At 70.0% G+C, this 26,213-nt stretch carries 21 protein-coding genes; 15 read left to right on the top strand and 6 right to left on the bottom strand.

Translation table 11 applies throughout. From position 1 onward, the window contains the following. Positions 1–73: 73 nt before the first annotated feature. From D7X96_RS06920 to clpX, 3 genes are all read left to right on the top strand, one after another. Complete coding sequence (locus tag D7X96_RS06920) at positions 74–967, top strand: AgmX/PglI C-terminal domain-containing protein (protein ID WP_306449632.1); 894 nt, start codon at positions 74–76, stop codon at positions 965–967. A 27-nt stretch (positions 968–994) separates the two neighbouring features. Then, entirely contained in the window at positions 995–1,648 is a 654-nt protein-coding gene (locus D7X96_RS06925) for a hypothetical protein (protein ID WP_199747052.1), read from the top strand. Between the two features lie 224 nt (positions 1,649–1,872). Further along, complete coding sequence (gene clpX, locus D7X96_RS06930) at positions 1,873–3,150, top strand: ATP-dependent Clp protease ATP-binding subunit ClpX (RefSeq protein WP_014396705.1); 1,278 nt, start codon at positions 1,873–1,875, stop codon at positions 3,148–3,150. Between the two features lie 71 nt (positions 3,151–3,221). Here the strand turns inward: clpX and D7X96_RS06935 are convergent, their stop codons facing one another. Beyond that, a complete protein-coding gene (locus D7X96_RS06935) occupies positions 3,222–4,742 on the bottom strand; it encodes an Hsp70 family protein (protein WP_120551933.1) in 1,521 nt (506 codons plus the stop codon). A gap of 342 nt (positions 4,743–5,084) precedes the next feature. Here D7X96_RS06935 and D7X96_RS06940 point away from each other — a divergent pair, with 342 nt between their 5' ends. From D7X96_RS06940 to D7X96_RS06965, 6 genes are all read left to right on the top strand, one after another. Next, complete coding sequence (locus D7X96_RS06940) at positions 5,085–7,340, top strand: PrkA family serine protein kinase (protein WP_121769302.1); 2,256 nt, start codon at positions 5,085–5,087, stop codon at positions 7,338–7,340. A 150-nt stretch (positions 7,341–7,490) separates the two neighbouring features. Further along, positions 7,491–8,372: a S1C family serine protease gene (locus D7X96_RS06945; RefSeq protein WP_121769303.1), complete on the top strand. Its 882-nt coding sequence runs from the start codon at positions 7,491–7,493 to the stop codon at positions 8,370–8,372. 84 nt (positions 8,373–8,456) lie between these two features. Then, the gene (locus D7X96_RS06950; protein WP_120551930.1) at positions 8,457–8,915 is read left to right on the top strand and encodes a deoxycytidylate deaminase; all 459 of its coding nucleotides are present in this window, start codon (positions 8,457–8,459) and stop codon (positions 8,913–8,915) included. Positions 8,916–9,171: 256 nt separating this feature from the next. Then, on the top strand, positions 9,172–9,834 hold the full coding sequence (locus D7X96_RS06955) for a histidine kinase dimerization/phospho-acceptor domain-containing protein (protein ID WP_199746888.1): 663 nt from the start codon (positions 9,172–9,174) through the stop codon (positions 9,832–9,834). 72 nt (positions 9,835–9,906) lie between these two features. Continuing rightward, positions 9,907–11,346, top strand: coding sequence for an enhancer binding protein Nla6 (nla6, locus tag D7X96_RS06960; protein WP_120551928.1), 1,440 nt, complete (start codon positions 9,907–9,909; stop codon positions 11,344–11,346). Between the two features lie 289 nt (positions 11,347–11,635). Beyond that, positions 11,636–13,615, top strand: a complete 1,980-nt coding sequence (locus D7X96_RS06965) for an ArsA family ATPase (RefSeq protein ID WP_121722632.1) — start codon at positions 11,636–11,638, stop codon at positions 13,613–13,615. A gap of 1 nt (position 13,616) precedes the next feature. Here the strand turns inward: D7X96_RS06965 and D7X96_RS06970 are convergent, their stop codons facing one another. Next, positions 13,617–14,084 (bottom strand): hypothetical protein, encoded by a 468-nt coding sequence (locus D7X96_RS06970; RefSeq protein WP_120547528.1) that lies wholly within the window; start codon positions 14,082–14,084, stop codon positions 13,617–13,619. 110 nt (positions 14,085–14,194) lie between these two features. Next, positions 14,195–14,890 carry a tetratricopeptide repeat protein gene (locus tag D7X96_RS06975; protein WP_121769304.1) on the bottom strand — a complete coding sequence of 232 codons (696 nt, stop codon included), beginning with the start codon at positions 14,888–14,890 and terminating at the stop codon, positions 14,195–14,197. A 93-nt stretch (positions 14,891–14,983) separates the two neighbouring features. Here D7X96_RS06975 and D7X96_RS06980 point away from each other — a divergent pair, with 93 nt between their 5' ends. Genes D7X96_RS06980 through cmk form a run of 3 tightly spaced genes read left to right on the top strand, consistent with a single transcriptional unit; the run spans position 14,984 to position 17,750 of the window. After that, positions 14,984–15,952 (top strand): acetyl-CoA carboxylase carboxyltransferase subunit alpha, encoded by a 969-nt coding sequence (locus tag D7X96_RS06980; RefSeq protein WP_120547530.1) that lies wholly within the window; start codon positions 14,984–14,986, stop codon positions 15,950–15,952. 14 nt (positions 15,953–15,966) lie between these two features. Further along, positions 15,967–17,058, top strand: coding sequence for a histidinol-phosphate transaminase (gene hisC, locus D7X96_RS06985; RefSeq protein WP_120547531.1), 1,092 nt, complete (start codon positions 15,967–15,969; stop codon positions 17,056–17,058). Further along, positions 17,055–17,750: a (d)CMP kinase gene (gene cmk, locus D7X96_RS06990; RefSeq protein ID WP_120547532.1), complete on the top strand. Its 696-nt coding sequence runs from the start codon at positions 17,055–17,057 to the stop codon at positions 17,748–17,750. Before hisC ends, cmk begins: the two co-directional genes overlap by 4 nt. 18 nt (positions 17,751–17,768) lie before the next feature. Here the strand turns inward: cmk and D7X96_RS06995 are convergent, their stop codons facing one another. Next, positions 17,769–19,904 (bottom strand): lytic transglycosylase domain-containing protein, encoded by a 2,136-nt coding sequence (locus D7X96_RS06995; protein ID WP_120547533.1) that lies wholly within the window; start codon positions 19,902–19,904, stop codon positions 17,769–17,771. A 294-nt stretch (positions 19,905–20,198) separates the two neighbouring features. Here D7X96_RS06995 and D7X96_RS07000 point away from each other — a divergent pair, with 294 nt between their 5' ends. Next, positions 20,199–20,432 (top strand): hypothetical protein, encoded by a 234-nt coding sequence (locus D7X96_RS07000; protein ID WP_014396719.1) that lies wholly within the window; start codon positions 20,199–20,201, stop codon positions 20,430–20,432. Positions 20,433–20,549: 117 nt separating this feature from the next. On the opposite strand, the gene D7X96_RS07005 is transcribed toward D7X96_RS07000, so the two are convergent. Together D7X96_RS07005 and D7X96_RS07010 are read right to left on the bottom strand one after the other, a co-directional pair. After that, positions 20,550–22,148 (bottom strand): CAP domain-containing protein, encoded by a 1,599-nt coding sequence (locus D7X96_RS07005; protein WP_208647278.1) that lies wholly within the window; start codon positions 22,146–22,148, stop codon positions 20,550–20,552. Beyond that, on the bottom strand, positions 22,145–22,444 hold the full coding sequence (locus D7X96_RS07010) for a DciA family protein (RefSeq protein ID WP_120547534.1): 300 nt from the start codon (positions 22,442–22,444) through the stop codon (positions 22,145–22,147). The genes D7X96_RS07005 and D7X96_RS07010 overlap by 4 nt, the downstream gene beginning before the upstream one ends. A 184-nt stretch (positions 22,445–22,628) precedes the next feature. Here D7X96_RS07010 and D7X96_RS07015 point away from each other — a divergent pair, with 184 nt between their 5' ends. Together D7X96_RS07015 and D7X96_RS07020 are read left to right on the top strand one after the other, a co-directional pair. Beyond that, positions 22,629–25,214, top strand: a complete 2,586-nt coding sequence (locus D7X96_RS07015; RefSeq protein WP_121769305.1) for a carboxypeptidase regulatory-like domain-containing protein — start codon at positions 22,629–22,631, stop codon at positions 25,212–25,214. Between the two features lie 96 nt (positions 25,215–25,310). Further along, the gene (locus D7X96_RS07020; protein ID WP_120547560.1) at positions 25,311–26,189 is read left to right on the top strand and encodes a GGDEF domain-containing protein; all 879 of its coding nucleotides are present in this window, start codon (positions 25,311–25,313) and stop codon (positions 26,187–26,189) included. The last annotated feature ends 24 nt before the right edge of the window (positions 26,190–26,213 follow it).

The following is a 26,213-nucleotide window of genomic DNA, read 5'->3' on the forward strand; positions in this document are numbered from 1 at the left end:
GGCCACGGCGTTGCGGTGTCGGCGGGAGAAACACGATACTCCCGCGCGAATGCTGGCCGCTCAAGAACTCGCGATGGACAATGATGGGCAGTGGCTTTTCCGACAGGGCGACCTGGTGCTGGGGCCCATCACCGCGTCCCAGGTGGTGGAGAAGCTCTACACGGGGGAACTGACCCCGGACAGCCCGGTGGCTCCGGCCGGTGAGCGGGAGTTCCGCAACCTGCGCGACACCGCCGCCTTCCAGGTGCACATCGCGCGCTTCGAGGCGCAGGGCCGCGTGGCCCAGACGATGCTCGTGGAGCAGGCCCGCAACCAGAAGCGGGTGAAGGTGCTGGCCGGCGTCGCCGCGGTCGTGGCGCTCCTGTTGGGCGTCACCGGCTGGTACCTGGCGCGCAACGCCGCCGTGTACGGCCTGTTCGGCGCTTCGGAGGAGGGCGACGGCATCACCATGGATCCGCCCACCATCCGCCTGGCCCAGGCGCGAGCGGACGACGAGGACCTCTTCGCCTATCCGTCCAACGACCCGCGCCGCCCGGATCGCCCCGCGGGGCAGGGCAATGGCACCGGCAAGACAGGGGGCAGCGGCGCGGTGGCCACGGCCGCCGTCGCGGGCAACCGGCCGCCGCCCCGCACCGGCAGCGTCTCCACGGATCCGGACGGCCTGGAGATGGCCCAGCAGTTCGACCAGGGCGCCATCAACCGCGTCGTCGCGGGCAACCAGTCCAAGCTCTTCCGCTGCTTCAAGGAAGAGGCCGAGCGCACGCCCGGCCTGGCCGCGAAGATCCCCATGGAGTTCGTCATCGGGAACGACGGCCGCGTGAACAAGCTCTGGGTGGACAACCCCCAGTTCAAGCAGGGCCCGCTCTACGAGTGCCTGCTCTCCGAGCTGAAGAAGTGGCCCTTCAAGGCCTACGACGGCGAGCGCGCCACCGTGGGGCTTTCGTTCAATATCGGCAAGCGGGGGTAGGGCGACTTTCTTGCCCACCCCCCGGACGTGCCCGATACAACAGGCATGTCCGCCTCTGTCGCCGAAGTCGAAATCGCCAAGAAGGCCATGAGCGTCCCCCCGGGGACGTTCCGCCACACCGTCCTGCTCGCCGCCAAGCGCTTCAAGTCCACCTGGGCGGAGCTGGGCAAGCTGCTCGTCCAGGTCCGGGACGAGGCCAAGTACGAGGAGTGGGGCCACGCCACCTTCGAGGCCTACTGCCTCAAGGAACTGCACATCAAGAAGCAGACCGCGCTGAAGCTCACGCGCTCGTTCAGCTTCCTGGCCAAGCACGAGGACCCGGAAGAGCTCCAGCAGCAGGAGTTCCCGGAGAAGGCCCCCGCCTTCGAGGTGGTGGAAGTCCTGGCTGACGCGGAGGAGCGCGGCCAGCTGTCCCCCACCGAGTACAAGTCCCTGCGCGACAGCATCTGGAGCCCGGAGAAGTCCCCCACGGAGCTCAAGAAGGAGTTCACCGAGCGCTTCCCCCGGCCCCCGCCGGAGCCGCCCCCGGAGAGCCTCCAGGTGCGGAAACTGGCGCAGATGGCGCGAAAGCTCGCTTCCGAGCTGGCGGGAAGCCGTCGAGTCCCCAACGCTGTCGCCGAGCGGGCGGCCGCCCTGGCGGACGATGTCGAAGAGATCGCGTCGAGCGTGACGGACGCCTGAGTCGCTGTTATCCAAGACCGACCCGTTGACCTGGGCTGAACGCTCCCGGGAAAGGGCGCTTCCACCGGGCTTCCTGCCCGGAGGGGAGGGCCCTATAGTGGGTTCAGGGCCTGTAGCAGGTGGGCCTGGAGCCGTCGTAAAGACGTGGGCGGCTTCGCGGGTGATGGAGTGCGGTGGTCGGCGGAGAAGGTCCCGAACCGGGACCGGCGAACTCGGAGGCGGCAGTGAAGAAGGAGCACCACGTCAACCTGTCCTGCTCGTTCTGCGGCAAATCGCAGCGCGAGGTTCGGAAGCTCATCGCCGGACCTACGGTCTACATCTGCGACGAGTGCATCAAGCTGTGTAACGACATCATCGCGGACGAGAACGAACGCGAGGAGGGCAAGCCGCAGGTCAGCCTGCCCACGCCGCTGGAGATCAAGGCGTTCCTCGACGACTACGTCATCGGTCAGGACCAGGCGAAGAAGGTCCTCTCGGTCGCGGTGTACAACCACTACAAGCGCATCTACCAGAAGAAGCCGGCCGCCCGGCCGCGCCCCGGGGTGAAGGCCCCTGGCGGCGAGGACGTGGAGCTGCAGAAGAGCAACATCCTGCTCATCGGCCCCACGGGCTCGGGCAAGACGCTGCTCGCGCAGTCCCTGGCGCGCTTCCTCAACGTGCCCTTCACCATCGCGGACGCCACCAGCCTCACCGAGGCCGGCTACGTGGGTGAGGACGTCGAGAACATCATCCAGAACCTCCTCCACAACGCCGACTACGACGTGGAGAAGGCCGCGCGCGGCATCGTCTACATCGACGAGATCGACAAGATCGCGCGCAAGGGTGACATGCCCAGCGCCACCCGCGACGTGGGCGGCGAGGGCGTGCAGCAGGCCCTGCTGAAGATCATCGAAGGCACCCGCGCCAACGTCACCCCGCGCGGCGGCAAGAAGTACAACCAGCAGGAGTACGTCCAGGTCGACACGACGAACATCCTCTTCATCTGCGGCGGTGCCTTCCACGGCATCGACGGCGTGATCAAGCGCCGCGTGGGTGAGAAGGGCCTGGGCTTCGGCGCGAAGATCACCCACAAGGAAGAGCGCAGCGTGGGTGAGCTGCTGGCGATGACCGAGCCGGAAGACCTGATGAAGTTCGGAATGATTCCGGAGTTCATCGGCCGTCTGCCGATGATCGCGACGCTCAACGACCTGAAGGAGGATGACCTCGTCACCATCCTCACGATCCCGAAGAACGCCCTGGTGAAGCAGTACCAGAAGATGTTCGAGATCGAGAAGGTGAAGCTCACCTTCACCAAGGAAGCGCTGCGCGCCATTGCCCGCGAGGCGATGCGCCGTCACTCCGGAGCGCGCGGCCTGCGCGCCATCATGGAGGACGCCATGCTGGAGATCATGTACGACGTGCCGTTCCGCGAGGGCGTCAAGGAGTGCAAGATCACCGAGCAGGTGATCACCAAGCACGAGCCTCCGCAGATCGTCATGGAGAAGGAAAAGAAGACCGCCTGAGGTTTCCCCCAGACGGTCGGTGTTTCCCACCCGGCGCCCCTCGCCTTCGCAGGCAGGGGCGCCGTGGTGTTTCAGCTCTGCGTGACGCGCACCGTGGTCTTCATCTCGCGGCCGGTGGCGGGGTCCTTCGCGCGCATGGTGAGGATGCCCTCCACGCTCACGTCGAAGATGATCTCCACGTTCACCGTGCCGGCCTTGGCGGGCATGATCCCGGAGAAGGTGAACTCGCCCAGCAAGTCGTTGCGCGCCACCGTGTCGTGGTCGCCCTGGTAGATGCGCATCGCCAGCTCGGTCTGGTTGTCGATGCTCGTCGTGGCCAGCAGCTGCTTCGCGTTGGGGATGGACGCGTTGCGCGGGAAGACGACGTGGAAGCCGCCGTCGCCGCGCTCCAGGCCAATGGCCATGGGGATCACGTCCAGCAGCTGGATGCGCAGGTTGGTGTTGTCCTCCAGCGAGTGCGCGTAGAGCGCCGCACCAATGGCCACCGCTTCATCCGGGTGCACGCCCTTGCTGGGCGGCTTGCCGAAGAACTTGGTGAGCCGGTCCTGCACGACGGGCATGCGCGTCTGGCCGCCCACCAGCATCACCTCGTCAATGTCCTTGGTGGACAGGCCGGAGTCCACCAGCACGCGCGCCACCATCTGCAGGGTGCGGTCCACCAGCTGGTTGGTCAGCTGCTCCAGCATCTTGCGCGTGAACTTCATCTCGATGTTCAGCGGCTGGCCCTGCGCCGTCATCGTGATGAAGGGGATGTTGAAGGGGACCTCCTCGCGCGCGGACAGGTCGATCTTCGTGCGCTCGGCCAGGTCCTTGATGCGCTGCATGGCCACCGGATCCGTGGCCAGGTCGATGCCCGTCTTGGCCGCGAAGTCCTTGAGGACGTGGTGGATGATGGCGTTGTCGAAGTCGATGCCGCCCAGGAACACGTCGCCGCCGGTGGCCTTCACCTCGAAGACGCGGTCGCGGATTTCAATGATGGAGACGTCGAAGGTGCCGCCGCCCAGGTCGTAGATGACGACCTTTTCCTTCAACGTCTTGCCCACGCCGTAGGCGAGCGCCGCCGCGGTGGGCTCGTTGATGATGCGCACCACCTCCAGGTCGATCAGCTTGCCGGCGTCCTTCACCGACTGGCGCTGCCGGTCGTTGAAGTACGCGGGCACCGTCACGACCGCGCGCTTGATGGGCGTCTTCAGGTAGTTGGAGGCGACGTCCCGGATCTTCCCAAGAATCTTGGCGCTGATCTCCTGGAGGGTGAACTCCTTCTTGCCCACGTCCAGGGTGACGTCGTTCTTGGCCCCGGCGCGCATGTTGTACGCGACGGCCTTCTTCATCACGCCGACGACGTCACTGCTGTAGTTGACGCCGACCAGGCGCTTGGCGCCGTAGACGGTGTTGCGCGGGTTGAGCTGCCACTGGCGCTTCGCCTCGAAGCCGATGAGCTCGTTGCCCTTGTCGTCGATGGCGAAGATGGAGGGGATGGTGTACTCGCCGCCCTTGTAGGGGATGAGCTTGACGTTCCCGCTGTCCTCGACGATCGCCGCGCACGAGTTCGTCGTGCCGAGGTCGATGCCGATGATGGGCTCCTTGTGCATCGCGTGTGGGCTCCGGGTGAGGCGTTGCGGCGGATGGGGTGTGGCTTCCCGGGACCGTATCTCACCCATCCCGGGTGCGCGAATCGGTATCCATCCGTCATCCGACGGACGCCCCCAAACTTCCAGCGCCCCTGAACCTTCATCCCCAGGACGCCCGCCTGGCGGGGTGGGACACGGCCGGCGTCCAAGCGCGCGCCCCCGAACACACCGGCCCCCCCAGGGAGGCCCGGTGGCTTTACATCCCCAGGGCCGGGAACGAAGGTCAGCCCCGGGGGTTCACATGCGACGGCGAAGCGCCGTGGCTACATCCGCAAGACCACCCATCCACAGAGGGGAGCCGCCGTGGAAGCGAAGGGCTATCTGCAGGAGGTGGGCGCGCAGGTCAGCGCCGACTTCGTCAAGAACCGGTCCATCCTGTCCTTCGAGGAGTACCTGTCGCTCTTCTTCACGGACCCGAAGGGCCAGTCGCGCAACGCGGCGCAGTACCTGCGCGACGTGATGGACCACTACGGCACGGAGTTGGTGCCGCACCCCACGGGCACCATCCGGCGCTTCAAGGTCTTCGACGTCCCATCCGCGGAACACGACGGCCGCGTCGCCGGGCAGGAGGAGGTGCAGAACGCCCTCTACCGCATCCTGGGCAACTTCGTGCGCGCCGGCCGCATCAACAAGCTCATCATGCTGCACGGCCCCAACGGCAGCGCGAAGTCCAGCCTGGTCAACGCGCTGAAGCAGGGCATGGAGGACTACTCCCGCCAGCCGCAGGGGGCCCTCTACCGCATCGCGTGGGTGTTCCCCTCGGAGAAGCTGATCAAGGGCTCCATCGGCTTTGGCGAGCGCGCGGGCGCGAAGACCGCCGACGGCGAGCTCACCACGTACGCCCACCTGGACGCCGAGGCCCTGGACCTGCGCATGCCCTGCGAGCTGCGCGACCATCCGCTGTTCGCGGTGCCTCCGGCCGAGCGCAAGAGCCTGCTGGAGGGGGCGCTGAAGAAGAAGGGGCTGGGCAACGGCGACGGGGAGACGGGGGACTTCCTCCTGTCCGGCTACGTGCGCGAGGGCGAGCTGTGCGCCAAGTGCCGCCGCATCTACACGGCCCTGCTCAACTCCTACGGGGGGGACTACCTCAAGGTCCTGCGCCACGTGCAGGTGGAGCGCTTCTACGTGTCGCGCCGCTACCAGGTGGGCACGGTGACGGTGGAGCCGCAGATGAGCGTGGACGCCGCCGCGCAGCAGATTTCGGCGGACCGTACCCAGCTCAACCTGCCGTCCGCGCTGCACAGCACGGTGCTCTTCGAGCCGCACGGCCCGCTGGTGCACGCCAACCGGGGCCTCATCGAATACGCGGACCTGCTCAAGCGCCCGCTGGAGGCCTTCAAGTACCTGCTGGGCTTCAGTGAGACGGGGGAAGTGCCGCTGGAGCCCTTCGTGCTCCAGCTGGACGAGGTGCTGATCGCTTCCTCCAACGAGAAGCACCTGAACGCGTTCAAGGAGCTGCCGGACTTCGCGTCGTTCAAGGGCCGCATCGAGCTGGTGCGCGTGCCGTACCTGCGCCGCTACAAGGTCGAGCAGGAGATCTACGACGCGCAGATCACCGCGACCACCGTGGGCAAGCACGTCTCACCGCACGCCACGGAGGTGGCCGCGATGTGGGCGGTGCTCACGCGCCTGAAGAAGCCCATCCCGGACCGCTACCCGGCCCACGTGAAGCCGCTGGTGGATCAGGTGGCCCCGGTGGAGAAGCTGCACCTGTACCAGGAGGCGGGCGTGCCCGCGCGGCTGTCCTCGGCGAACACCAAGGAGCTGCTCAAGCTGCGCGAGGAGATGTACGAGGAGTCCGACGCGTACCCCAACTACGAGGGCCGCTCCGGCGCGAGCGCGCGCGAAATCAAGACGGCCCTCTTCAACGCCGCGCAGAACCCCGACTACAAGTGCCTCCACGCGCTGGCGGTGCTGGAGGAGCTGCACGCGCTCTGCAAGGACAAGAGCGTCTACGAGTTCCTGCTCCAGGAGGTCATGGACGGCTACCACGACCACGAGACCTTCGTGCGCGTGGTGGAGGGCGAGTACCTGGACCGCGTGGATTCAGAAGTGCGCGACTCCATGGGCCTGGTGTCCGAAGGCCAGTACCGCGAGCTGGTGGAGCGCTACATCCAGAGCGTCAGCCACTGGGTGCGCGGGGAGAAGATGCGCAACCGCGTGACGGGGGAGATGGAGAAGCCGGACGAGGCGCGCATGGCGGAGGTGGAGGCCATCGTGATGCCGCAGGGGGAAGCCCCTCCGGACTTCCGCCGCGGGCTCATTGCCAGCATTGGCGCGCACCGGCTGGACAACCCGGACGGCGCCATGGACTACCCGCGCATCTTCCCGGACATGTTCAAGCGCCTGCGCGACCACTACTTCGAGGAGCGCAAGCGCGTGCTGCGCAAGAACAAGGAGAACGTCCTCAAGTACCTCTCCGAGGACCGCAACCAGCTCACCCCGCGCGAGCAGTCCCAGGTGCAGGACACGCTCAAGACGATGGCGGAGCGCTACGGCTACTGCGAGTTCTGCGCGAAGGACGCCATCCTGTTCCTGATGCGCCAGCGCTACGCGTAACGGGGCAGGGGAGGGCAGGCATCCGTGAAGGGGGTGCCTGCTCGTCTGCTTCACATTCCGGGCCGGGGCTCGGGATGATGGGACCTCACACCGAGTCAGCGCGTGTGACGTCGTCTCTCGTCCCTCCTCCTCCTTGCGCCTGGAGTGTTGATGAACCGGTTGCTGTTGGGCACCCCCCTCCTGTGGGCCCTCGTGTCGTGCGCCAGTGCCCCGTCCGCGTCGTCCACGGACACGCCGGTCGCGACGCACACGCAGGCCCCGCTCCAGGTGGAGCGGGCGCTGTCCCGCCCCGAGCCCACGCCCCATCCCACGCGCAAGTCCATGGTGCGGCGCATCCTCCCGCTCAACGTGCGGCTGGTGACGACGGAGGACGGCAAGGTGCGCCGCTCGGCGTCGGGGGTCGTCATTGGCACGGAGGCCGGTGAGGCCGGGCCCGTCAGCTACGTGCTCACCAACGCGCACGCGGTGGAGCAGGGCGATCTGAAGGACCCCGTGCTCACGGTCGTACTGGACCGCCGCGCGGAGACGCACGAGTACGCCGCGGAGGTAGTGGCCTCGGGCGAGGTGCCGGACCTGGACCTGGCGCTGCTGCGCGTGACGGGCGTGACGTGGCCCGCGGCGGAGCTGGCGGCGGACGATGAGCTGGAGCCCGGCGAGGACGTGGTGGTGGCGGCGTCCCCGTACGGCCGCGCGCTGTCCATCTCCGGCGGCATGGTGTCCCAGGTGGAGTGGGACAAGCAGACGAAGCACCCGCGCATGCTGAAGACGGACGCGCCCATCGGGTACGGGGCCTCCGGCGGCGGCATCTTCAGCCTGGAGACGGGGCGGCTTCTGGCCATCGTGGAGGGCTACCGCACCGCGAAGGTGGACTTCGAGGTCGCGTCGCAGAACTTCAGCTTCGACGTGCCCATGCCCGGAGAGACCTTCGCCGCGCCCAGCGCCAAGGTGCGCGGCTTCCTCCAGGCCAAGGGCTTCGGCCGGCTGCTGGAGCGCTCCGTGGATGCGGGGCCCCAGAAGACGGCCAGTCGCTGATCCGACAGCGGGCCGGCCAGGAATTGGTTCCGGCCCGCATCCGGCGTTACAGCTGCCGGCTCATCCTCTGGAGGGTTGGGCCGCATGTCCGCTCGGGGCAATTGGGATCAGTACTTCATGGACATCGCGCAGCAGGTGGCCACGCGCGCCACCTGCGACCGCAAGCACGTGGGCGCGGTGCTGGTGCGGGACAAGACCATCCTGTCCACCGGCTACAACGGCGCCATCCGCGGCCTGCCCCACTGCGATGAAGTGGGCCACATGATGGAGAACGGCCACTGCGTGGCCACCGTCCACGCGGAGGCCAACGCCATCATCCAGGCGGCGAAGAACGGCGTCGGCATCGACGGGGCGACCATCTACACGACCGCCAGCCCGTGCTGGCCGTGCTTCAAGCTGATCGCCAACAGCGGCTGCACCCGCATCGTCTTTGGTGAGTTCTACCGGGACCCGCGCATCTTCGAGTACGCCGCCCGGCTGGGGCTCCAGCTGGTGGGCCTGGGCGCCGCCGCGCAGCCTCCCGCGCCCGCCACCGGCACCTGAAGGCGGACGCGCTGTCCAGGGGTGGACAACCCCTGGACACGCTGATCGCCCGGGGCGGGTCTCCCGTTCGTTGAATGACACTTCTGAGTGGTCCTAAGTGGCTGTTCCAACACGGGAATTTTAGAACTCCGGCAAGAATTACCGACCCAGGGTTGACGATCCCAGGGGTGCTCCCTAAATCCTGGCCTCGGTTGGGCGGCGGCGGGGGTGGGGCGACGGAAATTCCCAGGAGTTCCAGGTGGTTAACTCATCTCTCATGGCCAGCAGTGTGCCTTCTGTCCAGGATGTGTCGGACCCGGTGGTGGGCGCGGCCCGCTACGACGCGGTTCCGCCCTTGATGGACAGCTTGCTGCACGACGTGCGCAATCCGCTCAACGCGCTGGCCATCCATCTCGAAGTGCTCTCCGAGAAGCTCAAGGGCGAGTCCGGCCAGGTGCCGGCCACGCAGGAGAAGAACCTCAAGGCGATGCGCGAGCAGATCGCTCGCGTGGACAGCCTGCTGAAGCTCTTCTCGGACTTCATCGTGTTTCGCGGGGCGGGCCCCTCCGGGGACGCGCCGCTGTCGGACGCCACCGGCAAGGCCCTGGACGTGCTGGGCCATGAGAGCCGCCGGCGCCGGCTTCAGGTCACGCGCGCCATCGAGCCGGAGGTCCAGGCCCGCATGGAGGACACCACGGAGCTGGGCTTCTTCCTGGTGCAGGTGCTGATGCGCGCGTTCCAGCGCGCGGAGTCCGGCGCCACCGTGGTGGTCGCGGTCCGCGCGGAGGGCCCTCAGGCGGTGCTGGAGGTGGTGGACGGTTCCTCGGCCCCCGAGCGGGCGACGGACACCGTCGCCGCGCTCACGCTCCGCGCGGCCCAGCTGGGCATCGAATTCGTCGTGGAGGCGGGCTCGTGCCGCCTCGTGTTCCCTCGCGCCTGAAGTTCCCCCCTTCGGTCGCGAACGGTCTTCCATCCGGTTTCATCACGCTTCATCGCAGTGGAGGTTTTCACCTTGGGCAGCGCACGAATCCTGGCCGTGGATGACGAACGTGAGACCTGCGAGGCCCTGGCGGAGATGTTGTCCGCCTGGGGTCACAAGGTTGAGACGGCGTTCGACGGGCATGACGCCCTCCGCAAGGCCGGTGAGTTCCGGCCCGACGTCGTCCTGTCGGATCTCGCCATGCCGGAGACGGACGGTCTGTGGCTGTTGCGCAACCTGCGCGACGAGCTGCCGGACTGCCCGGTGGTGTTCCTCACCGGCCGCGGCACCATCGACACCGCGGTGGAGTCCATCCGCGAGGGCGCCTACGACTTCATCGTGAAGCCGCTGGACACCGCGCGGCTCAAGGTCTGCATCGACCGCGCGCTGGAGAAGAAGGAGACCCTGCGCGAGGTGCAGACGCTCCGGCGCCGCCTCAAGCAGCTGGGCTCCACGGACCTCATCGCCGGCTCCACCGGGATGCGCAAGGTCATCGAGATGATCGAGAAGGTGGCCCCCTCCAAGGCCTCCGTCTCCATCAGCGGCGAGTCCGGCACGGGCAAGGAAGTCGTCGCCCGCACGGTGCACAACCTGTCCCTGCGCCGCGACAAGCCCTTCATCGCCATCAACTGCGCGTCCATCCCCGCGACGCTGATCGAGTCCGAGCTCTTCGGCCACGAGCGCGGCGCCTTCACCGGCGCGGATCAGCGCCGCCCGGGCGTGTTCGAGATGGCCCACGGCGGCACGCTCTTCCTGGACGAATTGGGCGAAATCCCCATCGACCTGCAGGCGAAGCTGCTGCGCGTGCTGGAAGAGGGCCGCCTGCGCCGGCTGGGCGGCAAGGTGGAGATCGAGGTGGACGTGCGCGTGCTGTCCGCCACGAACCGCGACCTGAAGCAGGAGATCAAGAACCAGCGCTTCCGCGAGGACCTCTACTTCCGCCTCAACGTGTTCCAGCTGCACCTGCCGCCCTTGCGCGAGCGCCGGGACGACGTGCCCATCCTGGTCCAGCACTTCGTGGACAAGTTCCGCGGGGACTCCGCCAAGCGCGTCTCCGGCGTGCACCCGGACGCGATGGAGGTGCTCAAGAACTACGACTGGCCGGGCAACATCCGCGAGCTGCGCAACGCCGTGGAGCGCGCCGTCATCCTCTGCGACGGGGAGCTGATCACCCGCGAGCACCTGCCGCCCGACATGGCCGGCAAGTCCCCGGAGCGCCACACGTTCAAGCTGCCGTTCGGCCTGAGCCTGGACGCCGTGGAGCGCGAGTACATCCTGGGCAGCCTGCAGCGCAACGGGAACAACAAGGCCCGCACGGCGGAGGTGCTGGGGGTGAGCGAGAAGACGCTCTACAACAAGCTCAACCGCTACGCGGCCGAGAACCGCGCCCAGGGCACCCCGGGTGGCGGGAGCCCCCTGGGCGGGCAGGGCAACGACGGCCCCATGAGCGCCAGCAGCTTCCTGACGCGCTGACCTGACAGGTAGGCAAGAGGGCCCGGATTCCGGGCCCTTGGCAGGGCACCTGGAGAGCGCGCACGGGGCCTCCCCAAGCCGGTTTAAACGGGCGGGGGAGGTCTCGAAAACCCCTGTCAATTCTTGACTTTTCCCCCCTGGACGGGGGATCCTCCGGGCCTCTCCCACCCGTTGGTGAGGGCCCGGCCGGGACGTCTCTTTTCGGGCCACGTCCGCCCCCCATGGTGCGGTCGTCCGACGTGAGTCATCTGGGGTGCCGCCGGGGGGGCACAAGGAAGGCCACAACGCAATGAGCGACGCGCGAGTTCTTCACTTCTTCGGCGGCAAGGGCGGGGTCGGCAAGACGACGCTTGCGGCAGCGTACGCGGTGAGGCTCTCCGAAGAAGTGCCCAAGCACCGGGTGCTGGTCGTCTCGTTGGATCCGGTCCAGTCCCTGTCGGACCTGGTGAAGAAGAAGCTGCCGGCGAAGCCCACGAAGCTCCAGGCGGGCAAGGGCGAGGGCGGCCTCTTCGGCGCGGAGCTCAACCCGCCCGCGCTGCTCAAGCCGTTCCTGGCGGAGTACCTGCCGGCGCTGGCGAAGGCGGCGGTGAAGGGCACGCACCTGTCGGACGAGGAGCTGGGCAAGCTCTACCAGCAGGCGGTGCCGGGGCTGGAGGAGCTGGTGGCGCTCTTCCACGTGGTGGACCTGCTGGAGTCGGGTGACTACGACCGCATCGTCGTGGACACGGCGCCCACCAGCCACACGCTCCGCCTGTTCGACCTGCCGGCGCAGCTGCGCAAGTTCCTGGGCTTCGTGAAGGCGGGCCAGGACCGCGCCGCCCCGGCCCCCAGCGGCAAGGGCAAGAAGGCCGCCGCGGCCGCCGCCGCGGAGGGCTCGGGTGGCTTCCTGGAGCAGGTGGGCCAGAAGGCGGAGAAGCTGCTGGCGCTGCTGAAGGATCCGGCGCGCACGGCCTTCCACCTGGTGGCGCTGGCGGAGCCGGTGCCGGAAGCGCAGACGCGCATGTACTTCACCCAGCTGCGCGAGCGCGGGCTGCCGGTGACGGAGGTGGTGGTCAACCAGGTGGAGGACCACGAGGGTTGCCCCGCGTGCCAGGGCCGCCGCGGCCTGCAGGCGCCGCACGTGCGCAAGTACCAGGCGCTGGACAAGAACGTGCCCGTGAACCTGCTGGGCCGCCGCGAGGTGGCGCCCCGGGGGCTGGACGGGCTGAAGGAGTTCGCCAAGGAGTGGGCGGCGGGCAAGGAGACCAAGGCGCTGGAGTTCAGCGCGGCCGAAGGGCCTCCGGCGCTGGTGCGCGCCCCGTCCATGCCTCCCATCGCGGCGCCTCCGCTGCCGCCCACGCGGCTCATCTTCTTCGTGGGGCAGGGCGGGGTGGGCAAGTCCTCCTGCGCGGCCGCCGCGGCGGTGACGCTGACGGAGAAGGAGGGGCCGGTGCTCCTCATCTCCACGGATCCCGCGCACTCGCTGTCGGACGTGCTGCAGAGCCGCCTCACGGACACCGAGACGCAGGTGAAGGGCACCAAGGGCCTGTACGCGCGCGAGCTGGACATGGCGGGCTGGTTCAATGCCCTGCGCAAGCGCCTGAAGGAGAAGGCGGAGAAGGCCTTCGAGGGCGCGCCCAAGGCGGGCAACGACGTGCCGGCGGACCTGCTCTACCTGCGCAACCTGCTGGAGTGCGCGCCCCCGGGCATCGACGAGCTGGCGGCCATGTCCGTGCTGACGGACGCGCTGGTGCAGGAGCGCTTCAAGCGCATCGTGGTGGACTCGTCTCCGCAGGTGACCAACGTCCGCGTGGTGGAGCTGGCGGACACGGCGAAGACGTGGCTGGGCGCGCTGCACGGCATCCTCAACAAGCACCGCGCCAAGGGCCTGGGCGAGCTGGCGGATGATCTGGCGGCGATGCTCAAGCACGTGAAGCGCTTCGAGGACGCGCTGGCGTCCCCCAGTGAGTCGCGCTTCGTCGTCGTGACGCGCGGCGAGGACCTGGCGGCGTCCCGCACGGAGCGGCTGGTGGAGTACCTGAAGGAGAAGAAGCTCCAGGTGGAGCGCGTGCTCGTCAACCGCGTGGGCCCCAAGTCCACCTGCGACAAGTGCGAGAACCGCCGCAAGCTGGAGCTCAACGCGGCCAAGGCCATGGAGAAGAAGATTGGCCTGCCCGTGACGATGGCGCCCGCGCTGGGCCGTCACCCCGCGGGGCTCCGCGAGCTGAAGGCGTTCCGCACCGCCTGGTACGCGCTGTCCGCGCCGCCGGCGAAGGTCAAGGCCGCCTGATTCAGTGAGGGCCCGGCAGCAGCTGGGTCAGGGGCAGCCGGTGGGGATACGCCCGGCGCGCCTGGCCCAGCAGGTCCAGGGCGCTCGCCTTGAGCGAGCGCACCGCCGGGGCCGCCGGCACCTGGAGGTGCTGGCTGAGCACCCAGCCCGGACCGATGAGCATCAGCGCCACCGCCGGCACGATGCACAGGGTCACCACCACGCTGGCGCCGCCCACCGTTCCCAGCACGCGCAGCACCGGGGATGACTGGATGCGCGGGCGCTGAAGGGCCGCGAGGATGCGCGCGAAGAGGGCGCCGCCCACCAGCCCCAGCACCGTGGCCAGCCCCCAGCTCAGCCCACCCACCGGCGTGCCGAGCACCGGCTCCAACAGCTGGGGCGCCGAGGCTCCCAGCACGAAGGCGAGGACGAAGGGCGCGGCGGCGATGATGGCGACCAGCCCCCAGTGTCTTGCGTTCAGTCGGTGCACTGCTTTCCCCCTCCGCTACGGACGGGAAGGTGGGCACCGGCAGGCAGGCGCGCCAGGGCGGGGCTCCCTGGAGGCGTGTAGGCGTGCACAGGACGTCATTTCACTTCACGTCAGGCCTCGCACTCCGACGGGTTGTCGGAGAAGGCGCCCAGGGGCTCCGGGAAGGTGAGGGCGCCCGCCGCGCTGAGCGTCCCGGTGATGGGCGCGGATCCGGGGAGCTTCACCTCCACCGTGCGGCCCCGGACGGTGTACGTGCCCGGGGTCCGGGACTCGCGGGGCGTGCCGGAGTCATCCACGTTCTTCCTCCAGAGCTCCACGCGGCCCTTGTCCTGGAACTTCAGGGCCCGGGTGGTGCCGTAGACGCCCACGCCGGGGCCGTACCAGGACACCGCCTTGAGGAGGGCCGGCACGTCGGCCTCCTTCTCGGGCGTGCGCCCCAGCAGCTTCTGCCAGCCGAGTGTGTCCCGGATGACGTCCAGGTCCCGGTCCTCCCTGGCCCGCTGGAGGCGGCGCGCGTCCAGGCGCACGGCGGTGGTCAGCTTCTCCACGATGACGTCGCGGTGGGCGCTGTACTCGCAGACCTTGCCCTGCTTGCGCAGGACGCCCAGGGTGGCCGCGGCGTTGTAGTGGGCCAGGGCGTAGTCCGGGGTGGCTTGGGCGGCCTGCTGGAATTTCTCCAGCGCCTCCGGAAAGTGGCCGGACTGGTACAGCCGGAACCCCTGTGTGTTGAGGGCCCGGCCGGAGGGAGCCGGTGCCGCCGCCGGAGCGGCGGAGAGCGCCAGGGCCAGGGAAAGGGCGAGGATCATGTGGCTCCAGACGGGCGGACCCCCCGGACATTCCAGGGGGTGCGTAACCGCTTGCGCGTTGAAAGGCCTGAACCCTGGTGCTAGTTCGGCGCCATGGCAACCGGCATTGGCTACGCGCTCGACTTCGAGCGCCCGCTCATCGAGCTGGAGAAGAAGATCGAGGAGCTCAAGGCCCTCTCCACCAGCGGCACGGCGGATTTCTCCTCTGAAATCTCCAAGTTGGAGAAGAAGGCGAAGAAGCTCCAGGCGGAGATCTTCAGCGACCTGACCCGCTGGCAGATGGTGCAGCTGTCGCGTCACAACGCGCGGCCGTACTTCCTGGACTACGTCCAGCACCTCTTCACCGACTTCTTCGAGCTGTGCGGCGACCGGCACTTCGGCGAGGACCCGTCCATCGTCGGCGGCTTCGCGCGCTTCGACGGCAAGACGGTGATGCTCATCGGCCACCAGAAGGGCCGCAACACGCGCGAGAACATGGCCCGCAACTTCGGCATGCCGCGCCCGGAGGGCTACCGCAAGGCGCGCCGGCTGATGGAGCTGGCCGAGCGGATGGAGAAGCCCATCCTCACCTTCGTGGATACGCCGGGCGCGTACCCGGGCATTGGCGCGGAGGAGCGCGGCCAGGCGGAGGCCATCGCAGTGAACCTGGAGGTCATGAGCCGGCTGCGCGTGCCCATCATCTCCACGGTGATTGGCGAGGGCGGCTCCGGCGGCGCGCTGGCCATCGGCGTGGGCAACCGCGTGCTGATGCTCCAGAACAGCGTCTACTCCGTCATCACCCCGGAGGGCTGCGCGTCCATCCTCTTCCGTGACGCCAGCAAGGCGGACAAGGCCGCGGACGCCATGCGTCCCACCGCGCCGGACCTGCTGGAGATGAAGATCATCGACGAGGTGGTCCCCGAGCCCCCGGGCGGCGCGCACCGCGACCCGGCCAAGGCGGCGGAAGCGCTGGGCAAGGCGCTCCGCAAGCACCTGGGGCAGCTGGCGGAGCTGCGGCCGGATGCACTGGTTCGCGACCGCTACGACAAGTTCCGCGCCTTCGGCGTGTTCACCGGCAAATAGAGGTTTCTTCACCCATGCGACCGCTCGTTCCTCCCTACGTCGAGACGCTCAAGGCCTACGTCCCGGGCAAGCCCATCGAGGAGACCGAGCGGGAGTACGGCCTCAAGGGCGTCATCAAGCTGGCCTCCAACGAGAACCCGCTGGGCCCGTCGCCCCGCGCGGTGGAGGCCATGCGCAACGCCGCCGCGCAGGTGAACCTGTATCCGGACGCCACCAGCTTCCACCTGGTGCGCCGGCTGGCCGCGCACCTGGGCGTGAAGCCGGAAGAGGTCGTGCTGGGCAGCGGCTCCAACGAGCTGATTGAGCTGCTGATCCGCACGTTCACGACGCCCGAGGAGGAGATCCTCCTGTGCAAGGGGTCGTTCCCCGCGTACCGCATCTCCGCGCAGGCGCACGGCCGTGCGTTCGTGGAGGTGCCCATGCGCGAGGGCTTCCGCTACGACCTGGAGGCCATGGCCCGCGCCGTCACGCCGCGCACGCGCATGGTGTTCCTGGCCAACCCGGACAACCCCACGGGCACCACCTTCGGGCGCAAGGACCTGGAGACGTTCCTGGCGGCGGTGCCCAAGGACGTGCTCGTCGTCCACGACGAGGCCTATGCGGAGTTCGTGGACTGGCCCGACTACGCGAGCGCCGTGGCGCTGTTCCACGCGCACCCGAACCTGGTGGGGCTGCGCACCTTCAGCAAGATCCACGGGCTGGCCGGCATCCGGTTGGGAAGCGCGGTGATGGACGCGAAGCTCGCGGGCTACGTGCACCGCACGCGCATGCCGTTCAACCTGACCACGGTGGCGCAGGCGGCGGGCATGGCCGCGCTGGAGGACGCGGAGCACGTGAAGCGCACGCGCGAGAACAACCGCGTGGGGCTGCGCTTCTACGGGGAAGAGCTGCCGAAGCTGGGGCTCACCCTGACGGACAGCCACGCGAACTTCGTCTTCGTGGACTGCCACCGCCCGTCCGGTGAGGTGTACGAGCAGCTCTTGCGCCGGGGCGTCATCGTCCGGCCCATGGCGGGCAACGGCCACCCGACCTGCCTGCGCATCTCCGTGGGCACGCCCCAGGAGAACGCGCGCTGCGTGGCCGCGCTCAAGGAGGTCCTGTCGTGAGTACGCGTCCGTTCATCGTCGCCATCGACGGGCCGGCCGGAGCGGGCAAGTCCTCCGTGTCCAAGCTGCTGGCGCGGCGGCTGGGCTTCGCGCTGGTGGACACGGGCGCCATCTACCGCTGCGTGGCGCTGATGGCGTCGCGCGAGGGCATCGCGTTCGACGACGACGCGAAGCTGGGTGAGTTGCTCGGACGCGTGCGCATCCACTTCCAGGTGGTGGGCGAGGAGAACCACGTCTTCCTGGGCGGCGAGGACGTGTCGTCGGAGATCCGCACCCCGCCCATCTCCATGGGCGCGTCGCAGGTGTCCGGGCGGCCGGTGGTGCGCGCGGGGCTGCTGGCGCTCCAGCGGCGGCTGGCGCTGGAGACGGCGTCGGGCGCCATCCTGGAGGGCCGCGACATCGGCACGGTGGTGTTCCCGGACGCGGACGTGAAGTTCTTCCTCCAGGCGAACCCGGAGGTGCGGGCGCGCCGCCGCTTCGAGGAGCTGTTCCAGAAGGGCGTGGACAGCAGCCTGGAGGGCGTCCTCCAGGACCAGACGCGCCGCGATGCCGCGGACTCCGGCCGCGAGGTGGCGCCCCTGAAGCCCGCCGACGACGCGGTGCACGTGGACTCCAGCAGCATGCCGCTGTCGGAAGTGGTCCAGTCGCTGGAGCACGAAATCGAGCGCCGCCGGGCCTCGCGCGGCGCCTGAGTCCGGCTCCGGAGCCCGTCAGAAGCTGACGCCGTCCGTGGAGGGCGCGGGCACCGTCATGGCCAGCCGGGCCTGGGTGCCGTCCTTCTCGTAGAAGCGGTGGTAGAGGTACAGGTCCGCCACCACCTGCTTCACGTAGCCGCGCGTCTCCCGGTACGGGATGGACTCCACGAAGAGGTCCAGGGGCATGGAGCCGCGCTCCTGCGTCCAGCGCACCGCCGCCTTGGGGCCCGCGTTGTAGGCCGCCGCCGCGAGGGCAGGGTGCGCGAAGCGCTTCATCAGCTGCGCCAGGTACCACGCGCCGTAGCGGATGTTGCGCTCCGGGGCGAAGAGGTCCGCCGGCGCGGGCGCGGGCTCCGCCATCTTCTGGGCGATCTCCGTCGCCGTGGGCGGGATGATCTGCATGAGGCCGCGCGCGTCCGCCGCGCTCATGACCTCCGGCCGGAAGGCGCTCTCACGCCGCATGATGGCCCACACGAGGAACGGATCCAACGCCTGCCGCGTGGCCTCCGTCTCCACCGCCTGGGCGAACGCGCGCGGGTAGAACGCGGCCAGCGCGTCCGGCGCCTTCGCCCCGAAGGCCCGGCCCCACAGGTGGCGCGCCGCCACGACGTGCGCGTGGCCGAACTCGCCCAGCTGCAGGAGCGCGTGCGCGAACGGCAGCGCCTGGTCCGGGCCGCGCAGGTCCGACACGCGTGACTGCACCTCGTCCGCCGCGTCGCGGAAGAGCCCGGCGCGCGTCAGCGCAACGGCCAGCTCCAGCTCCGGCGGGCGGGGCAGGGTGAGCTGCTTCGGAGGCTGCGGGAAGGCCGCGGGCGGCGTGCGGCCCAGCTCGCGCAGCCGCTCCGTGGCGAGCAGCGCGTAGAACGACGCGGGCGCGGCGCTGATGACGGCTTCGTAGGCCGGGCCCACCGTGGCCGCCTTGCCGCCGCCCAGCTCCTCCGTGCGCGCCATCCAGTAGCGCGCCTGCGGCGCCATGCTCGTCTTCGGGTAGGCCGTGACCAGGTCGTCCAGCGCCTGGCGCGCCTTCGCGTACTGCTCCAGCCGGATGTGCGAGAGGGCCCGGAACCACATCGCCTCGTCGCGGCGGCGCGAGCCCTTGTAGCGCTTCTCGTAGTCCGCGAAGGACTTCGTCGCGTCCTCGAAGCGGCCGCCCTGCATGTCCAGCCACGCGGCGAAGAACGCGCCCTCCTCACCGGCGGCCTGGGACGGATAGGCCTTGTCCAGCGCGGCCATCAGCTTGCGCGCCTTCTCGTTGTCGTCCGAGCGCAGCGCCCGGCGCGCCACCACCAGCGCGGCCTCCGCGGCGATGGCCGGCGGCCCCTTGCGCGCCACGGCGAGCGCCTTCTCCGCGTCCTCGCGCTTGCCCTGCGCGAAGAGCACCTGCGCGCGCAGGAGCGCCACCTGCGCCTGGGCGGGAGCGCCCTTCACCAGCGCGCGCTTCTCCGCCGTCGCCAGCTCCTCCTCGGCCCGCGCCGGCGCGTCGCTGGACAGGAAGCCCTTCGCGCGCTGGAGGTGTTCGGGCAGGGTGAGCTTCACCGCGGGCTTCAGCGCGGCCAGCTGCTCCAGCGCCTCGTTCGCGTAGGGGTGGGCGGGGAAGCGCAGCGCCACGGACTTCAGGTCCGCGCGCAGGCCCGCCGCGTTGCCGGTGGCCGCGCGCGTCTGGGCGCGCTGGAAGAGCAGCTCCGCGGTGGGCTGCGCCGCCGCCGCCGACTCCAGCACCGGGGCCGCGTCCTTGGGCCGGTGTGCGTCCAGGAGCGACTCGCCCAGGCGGGCGCGGGCGCGCACGGCCAGGGCCGGGGAGGCCTTCTCCAGCGCCCGCTCGAAGTCCTTCGCGGCGCCGTTCGGGTCGCCCGCGTAGAAGCGCGCCTGGCCCAGGTAGAAGGCGTGGAAGGCCTCCAGGGGCGCGGGCGCCGCGTGGCGGGTGAGCAGGTCCCGCGCCTGGGCAGCCTCCCCGTCCGAGAGGACGAGGGTGCCAGCGAGCAGGCCCAGGCGGCCGGCATCCGGGCACTTCGCCTTCTCACAGGCGGCGAGCTCCGCCTGGGCGAGCGCCGCCGCGTCGGACCGGTGCAGGCGGACGGCCTCCAGCGTCGCCGGAGACTGCCCCAGCGCCACCCCCGTCACCCAACCCGCCACCCAGCCGGTCCAACTCATGGAATTCTTCCTTTCACTTCGCGGCCTTGCGGCTTTCGAACGAGAGGTTTGCAGTCGACATTCCCCACCAGGTGGGCGGGGGTCGGTTTGACAGTCGGCCCGACAAGTCCTAGATCCCGCCGCCGCGGGCTGGTCCCGCGGGGTTGTCGACCCGTTGCGCTATCCGGAGGGAATCCTTACGTTGCGCCGCCGTTGAGCGCTACTCCGGACCGATGTGTGTCAGTCAGACCTGTCGTCGGTAGCACTGCTCGTTCACAGACCTCGGGGGGGGAAACAGCTCATAGGGGAGGCTCCATGAAGCCGTGTCCGTCCGATCTGCCGCAGACCATCAATCCCGAAGCCGGCCCGAAGCGGGCAGGCGTCGAGACGCATCGCAACCTGAACTGCAACCACTACGACAACTGCCTCGATGAGGCCGTGCGTCGCGGCTGGCAGTCGTTCACGTGCATGAAGTGCCCGATGTACGCCAACCTCGCGCCTCCGCAGATGGGGCTGGAGGCGTACGCCACGCAGCGCCGTCCTGTCTAACCGGGACGTCTGACATGCGGCCCGTTACCCAGGGCCCGCGCGAGCTGACACCCGGTCACGCCCGAAGTCGGACGTGGCCGGAGTCCGCGTGGACGGTCCCCACCGGAGCCGCTGGCTTCAGGGGACCGCCGCGTAGATGACGGCCACCCAGTACTGGCCCTGTCCGAAGCGCTTGGAGTTGCCCCGCACCAGTCCCACGCCCACCCGGGTGTAGGTGGCGGTGGCCAGGCTGCGCGATTCCGGAACGGCGCTCGGGTCGCCCACGACGAAGAAGTCCACCGACGCGGTGCCCGCGTCCGGCAGGGCGGAGAACACCCGCTCGTGCAGGGGAGACGGCTCTCCGTCACCGGGGTTGGGCTCGTCCTGCGCCAGCGCGCGGCGGGCATGGTCGCGCGCCAGCCGCTCCAGCGCCTCGCTGCGCACCAGGGGCGGCAGCTTGAGGGTGGCGCGCTGCCGCGTCAGGGCCTCGTAGACGTCCGACACCGGGTCCGCCGGGAGCGCCGCGCCAGGGGACGCCGCCGTGAACACTTCCGTGACGATGGCCTGGTCCCGGCCGTCCACCTTCTGGAACGCCGCGCCCACGCCCATGAAGCGGAACGCGGGGTCCAGCAGGTTCTTGCGGTGGCCGGGGCTGTGCTCGATGCCGAAGTGCGCCGCGAGCGGGCCCGCCGCCAGGCCCAGGTTCTCACCGGCGCGCACGTAGCGCGTGCCCTCCGGGAGGCGTTTGGTGAGCGTGGAGCCGTCCGGCGCGATGTGCGCGAAGAAGCCCTCCGTCGCCATGCGCGTGCTGTAGCGCAGCGACACCTCCTCCAGCGCCGGGTCCGGCGTGAGCTCCGGCAGCTTGTGCGCGCGGCGCAGGGTGTTGATGCGCTCGTAGAGGGCGGTGCGCGCCTCGGCGAGCGTGGTGGGCTCGCGCTGCGCTTCCTGCCCACCGCGCGCGGCACGGGCCCCCACCTGCACCAGGAACAGCGACGTCACCTCCGGCCCCGCGTCCGCCTGGCCCACCACCTCCACGGTGTAGCCGCCGGGCGTGTCGAAGCCCACCAGGGCACAGAAGCCGTTGGTGCCGGACGGCGCGCGGCTGAGGGCCACGGCCTCCACCTCGCCATCCGGCCGGGTGACGAAGACCTGCGGGCTGCGCAGCGGCGGCACCAGCCGGCCGCACACACGCTTCTCCGTGCCGGCCTTGGCGATCGTCCGGGGGAAGGGGAGCACCTCCGCCTTGCGGTCGGAGGTGAGCAGCACCAGCGCGGCGCGCTCGCCCAGGAAGGCCACGCCCACGCCGAAGTGGCTGACGCGCTCGGCGTTGAAGTCCGTGCGCGCGAGGAACGTCTCGATGGCGTGCGCGTGCACCCAGGCGCGGATGACCAGCACCTTGGGGGATGGATCCGCGGCGCCCGAGTCGCTGACCGCCTCCGTCAGCGTGAGCAGGTCCGGGGCGCCGGTGGTGAACTCGCTCAGCGCCTCGCGCGCGAGCCTCCGGGCCGCGGCCTCCAGCGCCTTGTCGTTCGTGGGGGCGCGGCGGCCCACGCGTTCGAACTCGCGCAGCACGTGCAGCCGGGCCCGGGCCTCCTGGGCCTGGGGCGTCTCCTCCGGCACGGGAGGCGGAACGTCCTGGCCCTCGGGGATGGAGACGGAGGCGACCGTGGGGGGCGGCGGCGCGGCGGACGCGATGGGTGCGCTTGCGAGCAGCAGCCCCAGGAGCACGCCCCTCATCGCGGCACCAGCTGGAAGACGAGCGTCTTCACGGTGCCGGGGCCCAGCTTCTCGTTGAGGCGTTCGCGCAGGGACTCCTCCTGGCGGGAGAGGACCTGGGCCCACTCGGCGCTCTCCACGGAGATGATCAGCGTGGTGCCTTCCAGCTGGTGGGGGCGGCTGTGGCGCGCGATGTTCTCACCCACGGCGGCGGTCCAGAGCGGCGTCAGCGACGACGCACGGCCCGACTCTCCCGCCAGGCGCGCCAGCACCCGGGGCATCAGGCTCTCCAAGGTCTTCGGTTCGCCGCGCGCCATCGTCCGGGGATTCTGGAACCCCTGGCGGCGGAAGCCAACCGACACTTGCCTGCCCGCCCGTCGGATTTTCCCGCAGCCGCCGGCCCGGGGCGTTCAGCGAAAGCGGTTCCGGCGCCTTCCCCGGTCGCGCGGCGGGCCTTCCCCTTGTAAGGTCGGGGCAAGGCCGGTCCCCCTCGGAGTTCCCATGCGTCCCATCCCCCATCCGGTCCGGTCCCCCGGCCTCGTGCTCGCATGCCTGCTGGCGTGCGCCATGGGCTGCGCGATGTCCGACATGGGTGCGCCCTTCATCCAGGGAGGGCCGGCGGACAGCGCCTGCACGGTGGATCAGGACTGCGCGGATCCGGCGCTGTTCTTCTGCAACACCGCCCTGTCGCGCTGTGAGCCCGCGTGCCGCACGGACCTCGACTGTTCCGTGGAGCGCCGGGGCGAGCTCAACGCCATCATCGCCTGTGAGTCCTCCGCGCTGGGCTGCCGCTGTGACGCCAGCCGCTGCGTCCCCGCCCTCTGCACCGGCGACGGTGACTGCGAGGACGGGAAGGTCTGCGGCGACGGCGTCTGTGGGCCTCCTCCTCCGGCGTCCAGCGCGGCGGCCTGCCGCGTGGTGCCCGCGCGCGTCGTCGCGCCCGTGGGCACCACCCAGCGCTTCGAGGCCTGGGTGACCGATGCCAAGGGCCAGCCCGTCGTCCTGCGTGACGGGCTCTCCTGGTCCGCCGTGTCGCCGCAGGTGAAGGGCGGAGGCTCGGGCTCCGGAGCCACGTTCACGCTGGACGCGGCGGGCGTGGACGTGGAGGCGGTGGAGGCCCGCGTGGGCGCGGTGTCCTGCCGCGCGAGCGTCACGGTGCTGCCTCCGCACACGGCCGCGGGGCAGGTGCGGGTGGTGGTGACGGACGGGCTCACGGGCTACCCCATCGAGGGCGCCAGGGTCGTGGTGGCGGACGCGCTGGGCAGCACGACGGCCCGCGAGTCGACGGACGCGTGGGGCGTGGCCGTGCTCGCGGCGCTGAGCGACCCGACGGTGTCCGTCTTCCACCCGGACTTCGGCTACCTCACCGTGGCGAACTACGACATGGGCGGCACGCGCGACCTCCGGTTGCCGCTGCGCCGCAACCCGAGGGACCTCGAGGGCGGGGTGCACACCGGGTTCTCCAACTTCGAGCTCCCGGGGATGAGCAGCGCGCTGTCCATGGGGTGGGCGGGGCTGTCCGTGCCCGGGCTCCTGTCGGAGGCCGCGCCCTACCAGGCGCAGGGGCCCAACAAGCCCATCGAGCTCAGGCAGGGCGGGACGGTGCGCGCGTTCGAGATGCCCTCCAACATCTGGGTGAGAGGTCTGGACGTCCGCTCGGAGATCGTGGCGGTGCCGGGCATCGCCGGCGAGTGTGACGCGGCGCTCGAGGACGGAACGGATCCGGAGACGGCCATGCGCACGGGGCGCTGTGGCACGCGGACCGCCTGGGCCCTCACCGCGCAGGCGCCGGCCGGCGAGCTTCCCGCGGGGATGATGGATCCGGCGACGGATCCGCTGCTGCTCCTGGCGCGCGCGCTGCCGCAATCCGGGCGGTTCTTCTCCGCCGTCCAGCGCGACGCGCGGTTCCCCCTGTTTCCGCGCGTCGCCGGGGGGTATCCCCCTGCCATGCCGCGCACGTCGCTGGACTTCCGGCAGGTGCCGCTGGCCTTCCCGTTCGTCGTGCGCGTCCCGCCGCTCCCTCGCTACCGGGACGGCTACCTGTCGCGGGCGCTGGTGATGGGCTCGGTGAGCGCGCCCGGACGGGGCATGGTGCCGCTGGGCCTGGGCGCCGCCGTCAACGACAGCCCGGTGGATACGAACACGGACACGCAGCCCCTGCTGTCCACGCCGGGCCTCGTGCGCGTGCGCATGGCGCCGGCCCATCACGGCCTGGAGGGGCAGGCGTACCGGTTGATGGCGCTCGCGTCGTCAGGGGGGCTGGGCGGCTGGGCGCCCACGGGCCTGGCCACCAGCGCGGTGATGGCCCCCCTGGACGCGCTCCGCTTCGATCCGGAGGGACTGGAGCCGGTGACGCTCGCGGATGCGTTCCTCCCCATCCCGGAGGGCGCTCGCTACAACGCGGACGCGTCGCCGTGGAACGGCCTGCTGTCGCGCGAGTGGCGCATGTCCGCCCTGGTGCCGGGCGCGACGCTCGTGCGCGCGGTCTTCACCGACAAGGACTTCCATCGCTGGACGGTCTGGGTGGATGGCCGCCGCGCCGTCACCGGCGTGCGCCTGCCCGTGCCGCCCCCGGACCTGGAGGACCGCACCTTCCAGGGCGACATGCTGGGCTCGCGCGCGTCGATGTCGGTGGAGGCGCTGGCGGTGGCCACGCCCGAGGGCCGCTCGCTGAGCCTCTCCGCGCTGGCGGAGTCCGGGGGCCTGGCGCCCGAGCCGCTCGCCGCGGCGGTGCGCGCGACGTCCACGCTGAACCAAGGCCGGCCCCAGGTGGCGTGGGTTCATCCCGTCCAGGGGTCATCCGTGGAGCGCGGCGCCAAATTGATCCTGTGGGTGGATGGCTTCCGGGTGGGAACGGATACCGCCAACGGCGACGAGGGCGAGGTGTGGGTCACCTTCAGCGGCGGCGGCCCGGAATGTGACCCGGCGGTGACGCGGATCGACTCCGTCCAGCGCCATGGCGAGGTGTCCTTCTTCCTGCCCACCTCCTGCTCTGGATTCGTGAGGATGGAGGCGTCGCTGAGGGACCCGCTCGGCAGGCCGCTGAAGCCCGCCGTCAGCGCCGGCAGCGCTCTGCTGGTGAAGTGACGCACCGGGTGTCAGGGCTTCTGCGACCTGGAGGGGCACCCGTTCCGGCCGTGAATTCGCTTTCGCGATTTGCGCGGTGGTACGTTTGCCTTCGCCATGGGCCAGAAGGAGACGGTCGTCACCGTCATCTCGAAGATCTCCGAGCGCCCCGTCAACCTGGACGCGGCGCTGGTGGTCATCTACGGCCTGGACCTGGGGCGCAAGTACGACCTGGCGCGCGAGGAGACGCTGATCGGCCGGTCGTCCAAGGCGGACATCCAGATTGATCAGGAGGCGGTGAGCCGCAACCACGCGCGCATCACCAACACCACCAAGGGCGTGCGCATCGAGGACCTGGGGTCCACCAACGGCACGTTCGTCAACGACGACGTCGCGTCGTCCGCGCGGTCGCTGCACAACGGCGACCTGGTGAAGATTGGCCGCACCATCTTCAAGTTCATCGCGGGCGGCAACATCGAGGCGGCGTACCACGACGAGATCTACCGGCTGACCACCATGGACGGCCTCACGCAGATCTACAACCGCCGCTACTTCGACGAGCAGCTGGACCGGGAGCTCTCCCGCAGCCGCCGCTACGAGCGCGTGCTGTCGCTGGTGATGTTCGACCTGGATCACTTCAAGGACGTGAACGACACCTACGGGCACCTGGCCGGGGACTCGGTGCTCAAGCAGCTGGCGTCCACGGTGCGCACGCGCATCCGGCGCGAGGACGTCTTCGCCCGCTACGGCGGCGAGGAGTTCGGCCTGCTCCTGCCGGAGATCAACCTGGGCGGCGCGCGGCAGCTGGCGGAGAAGGTCCGCAAGCTGGTGGAGCGCCAGCGCTTCGAGTTCGACAAGCAGGTCATCCCCGTCACGCTGTCGGTGGGCGTGGCCACGCTGGAGCCGCACCACCGCGAGCCCGCGGATCTGGTGCGCACCGCGGACGAGCGCCTCTTCGAAGCGAAGAGCCAGGGGCGCAACCGCGTCTGCGGCTGACGCCCCCGAAGTCCTTGCGTCCCC

Origin of the sequence: Corallococcus interemptor (genome assembly GCF_003668875.1) — a bacterium.
Lineage (GTDB): Bacteria > Myxococcota > Myxococcia > Myxococcales > Myxococcaceae > Corallococcus > Corallococcus interemptor.

What these genes read in the sequence shown, in the direction of transcription:
- D7X96_RS07010 (WP_120547534.1), bottom strand. Translation starts at nt 22,444, where the DNA reads ATGGCGCGCGGCGAACCGAAGACCTTGGAGAGCCTGATGCCCCGGGTG.
- D7X96_RS06935 (WP_120551933.1), bottom strand. Translation starts at nt 4,742, where the DNA reads ATGCACAAGGAGCCCATCATCGGCATCGACCTCGGCACGACGAACTCG.
- D7X96_RS06955 (WP_199746888.1), top strand. Translation starts at nt 9,172, where the DNA reads ATGGCCAGCAGTGTGCCTTCTGTCCAGGATGTGTCGGACCCGGTGGTG.
- D7X96_RS06995 (WP_120547533.1), bottom strand. Translation starts at nt 19,904, where the DNA reads ATGAGTTGGACCGGCTGGGTGGCGGGTTGGGTGACGGGGGTGGCGCTG.
- D7X96_RS06975 (WP_121769304.1), bottom strand. Translation starts at nt 14,890, where the DNA reads ATGATCCTCGCCCTTTCCCTGGCCCTGGCGCTCTCCGCCGCTCCGGCG.
- D7X96_RS07015 (WP_121769305.1), top strand. Translation starts at nt 22,629, where the DNA reads ATGCGTCCCATCCCCCATCCGGTCCGGTCCCCCGGCCTCGTGCTCGCA.
- D7X96_RS06965 (WP_121722632.1), top strand. Translation starts at nt 11,636, where the DNA reads ATGAGCGACGCGCGAGTTCTTCACTTCTTCGGCGGCAAGGGCGGGGTC.
- D7X96_RS06950 (WP_120551930.1), top strand. Translation starts at nt 8,457, where the DNA reads ATGTCCGCTCGGGGCAATTGGGATCAGTACTTCATGGACATCGCGCAG.
- D7X96_RS07020 (WP_120547560.1), top strand. Translation starts at nt 25,311, where the DNA reads ATGGGCCAGAAGGAGACGGTCGTCACCGTCATCTCGAAGATCTCCGAG.
- D7X96_RS07000 (WP_014396719.1), top strand. Translation starts at nt 20,199, where the DNA reads ATGAAGCCGTGTCCGTCCGATCTGCCGCAGACCATCAATCCCGAAGCC.
- hisC (WP_120547531.1), top strand. Translation starts at nt 15,967, where the DNA reads ATGCGACCGCTCGTTCCTCCCTACGTCGAGACGCTCAAGGCCTACGTC.
- D7X96_RS06920 (WP_306449632.1), top strand. Translation starts at nt 74, where the DNA reads ATGGACAATGATGGGCAGTGGCTTTTCCGACAGGGCGACCTGGTGCTG.
- D7X96_RS06945 (WP_121769303.1), top strand. Translation starts at nt 7,491, where the DNA reads ATGAACCGGTTGCTGTTGGGCACCCCCCTCCTGTGGGCCCTCGTGTCG.
- D7X96_RS06980 (WP_120547530.1), top strand. Translation starts at nt 14,984, where the DNA reads ATGGCAACCGGCATTGGCTACGCGCTCGACTTCGAGCGCCCGCTCATC.
- D7X96_RS07005 (WP_208647278.1), bottom strand. Translation starts at nt 22,148, where the DNA reads ATGAGGGGCGTGCTCCTGGGGCTGCTGCTCGCAAGCGCACCCATCGCG.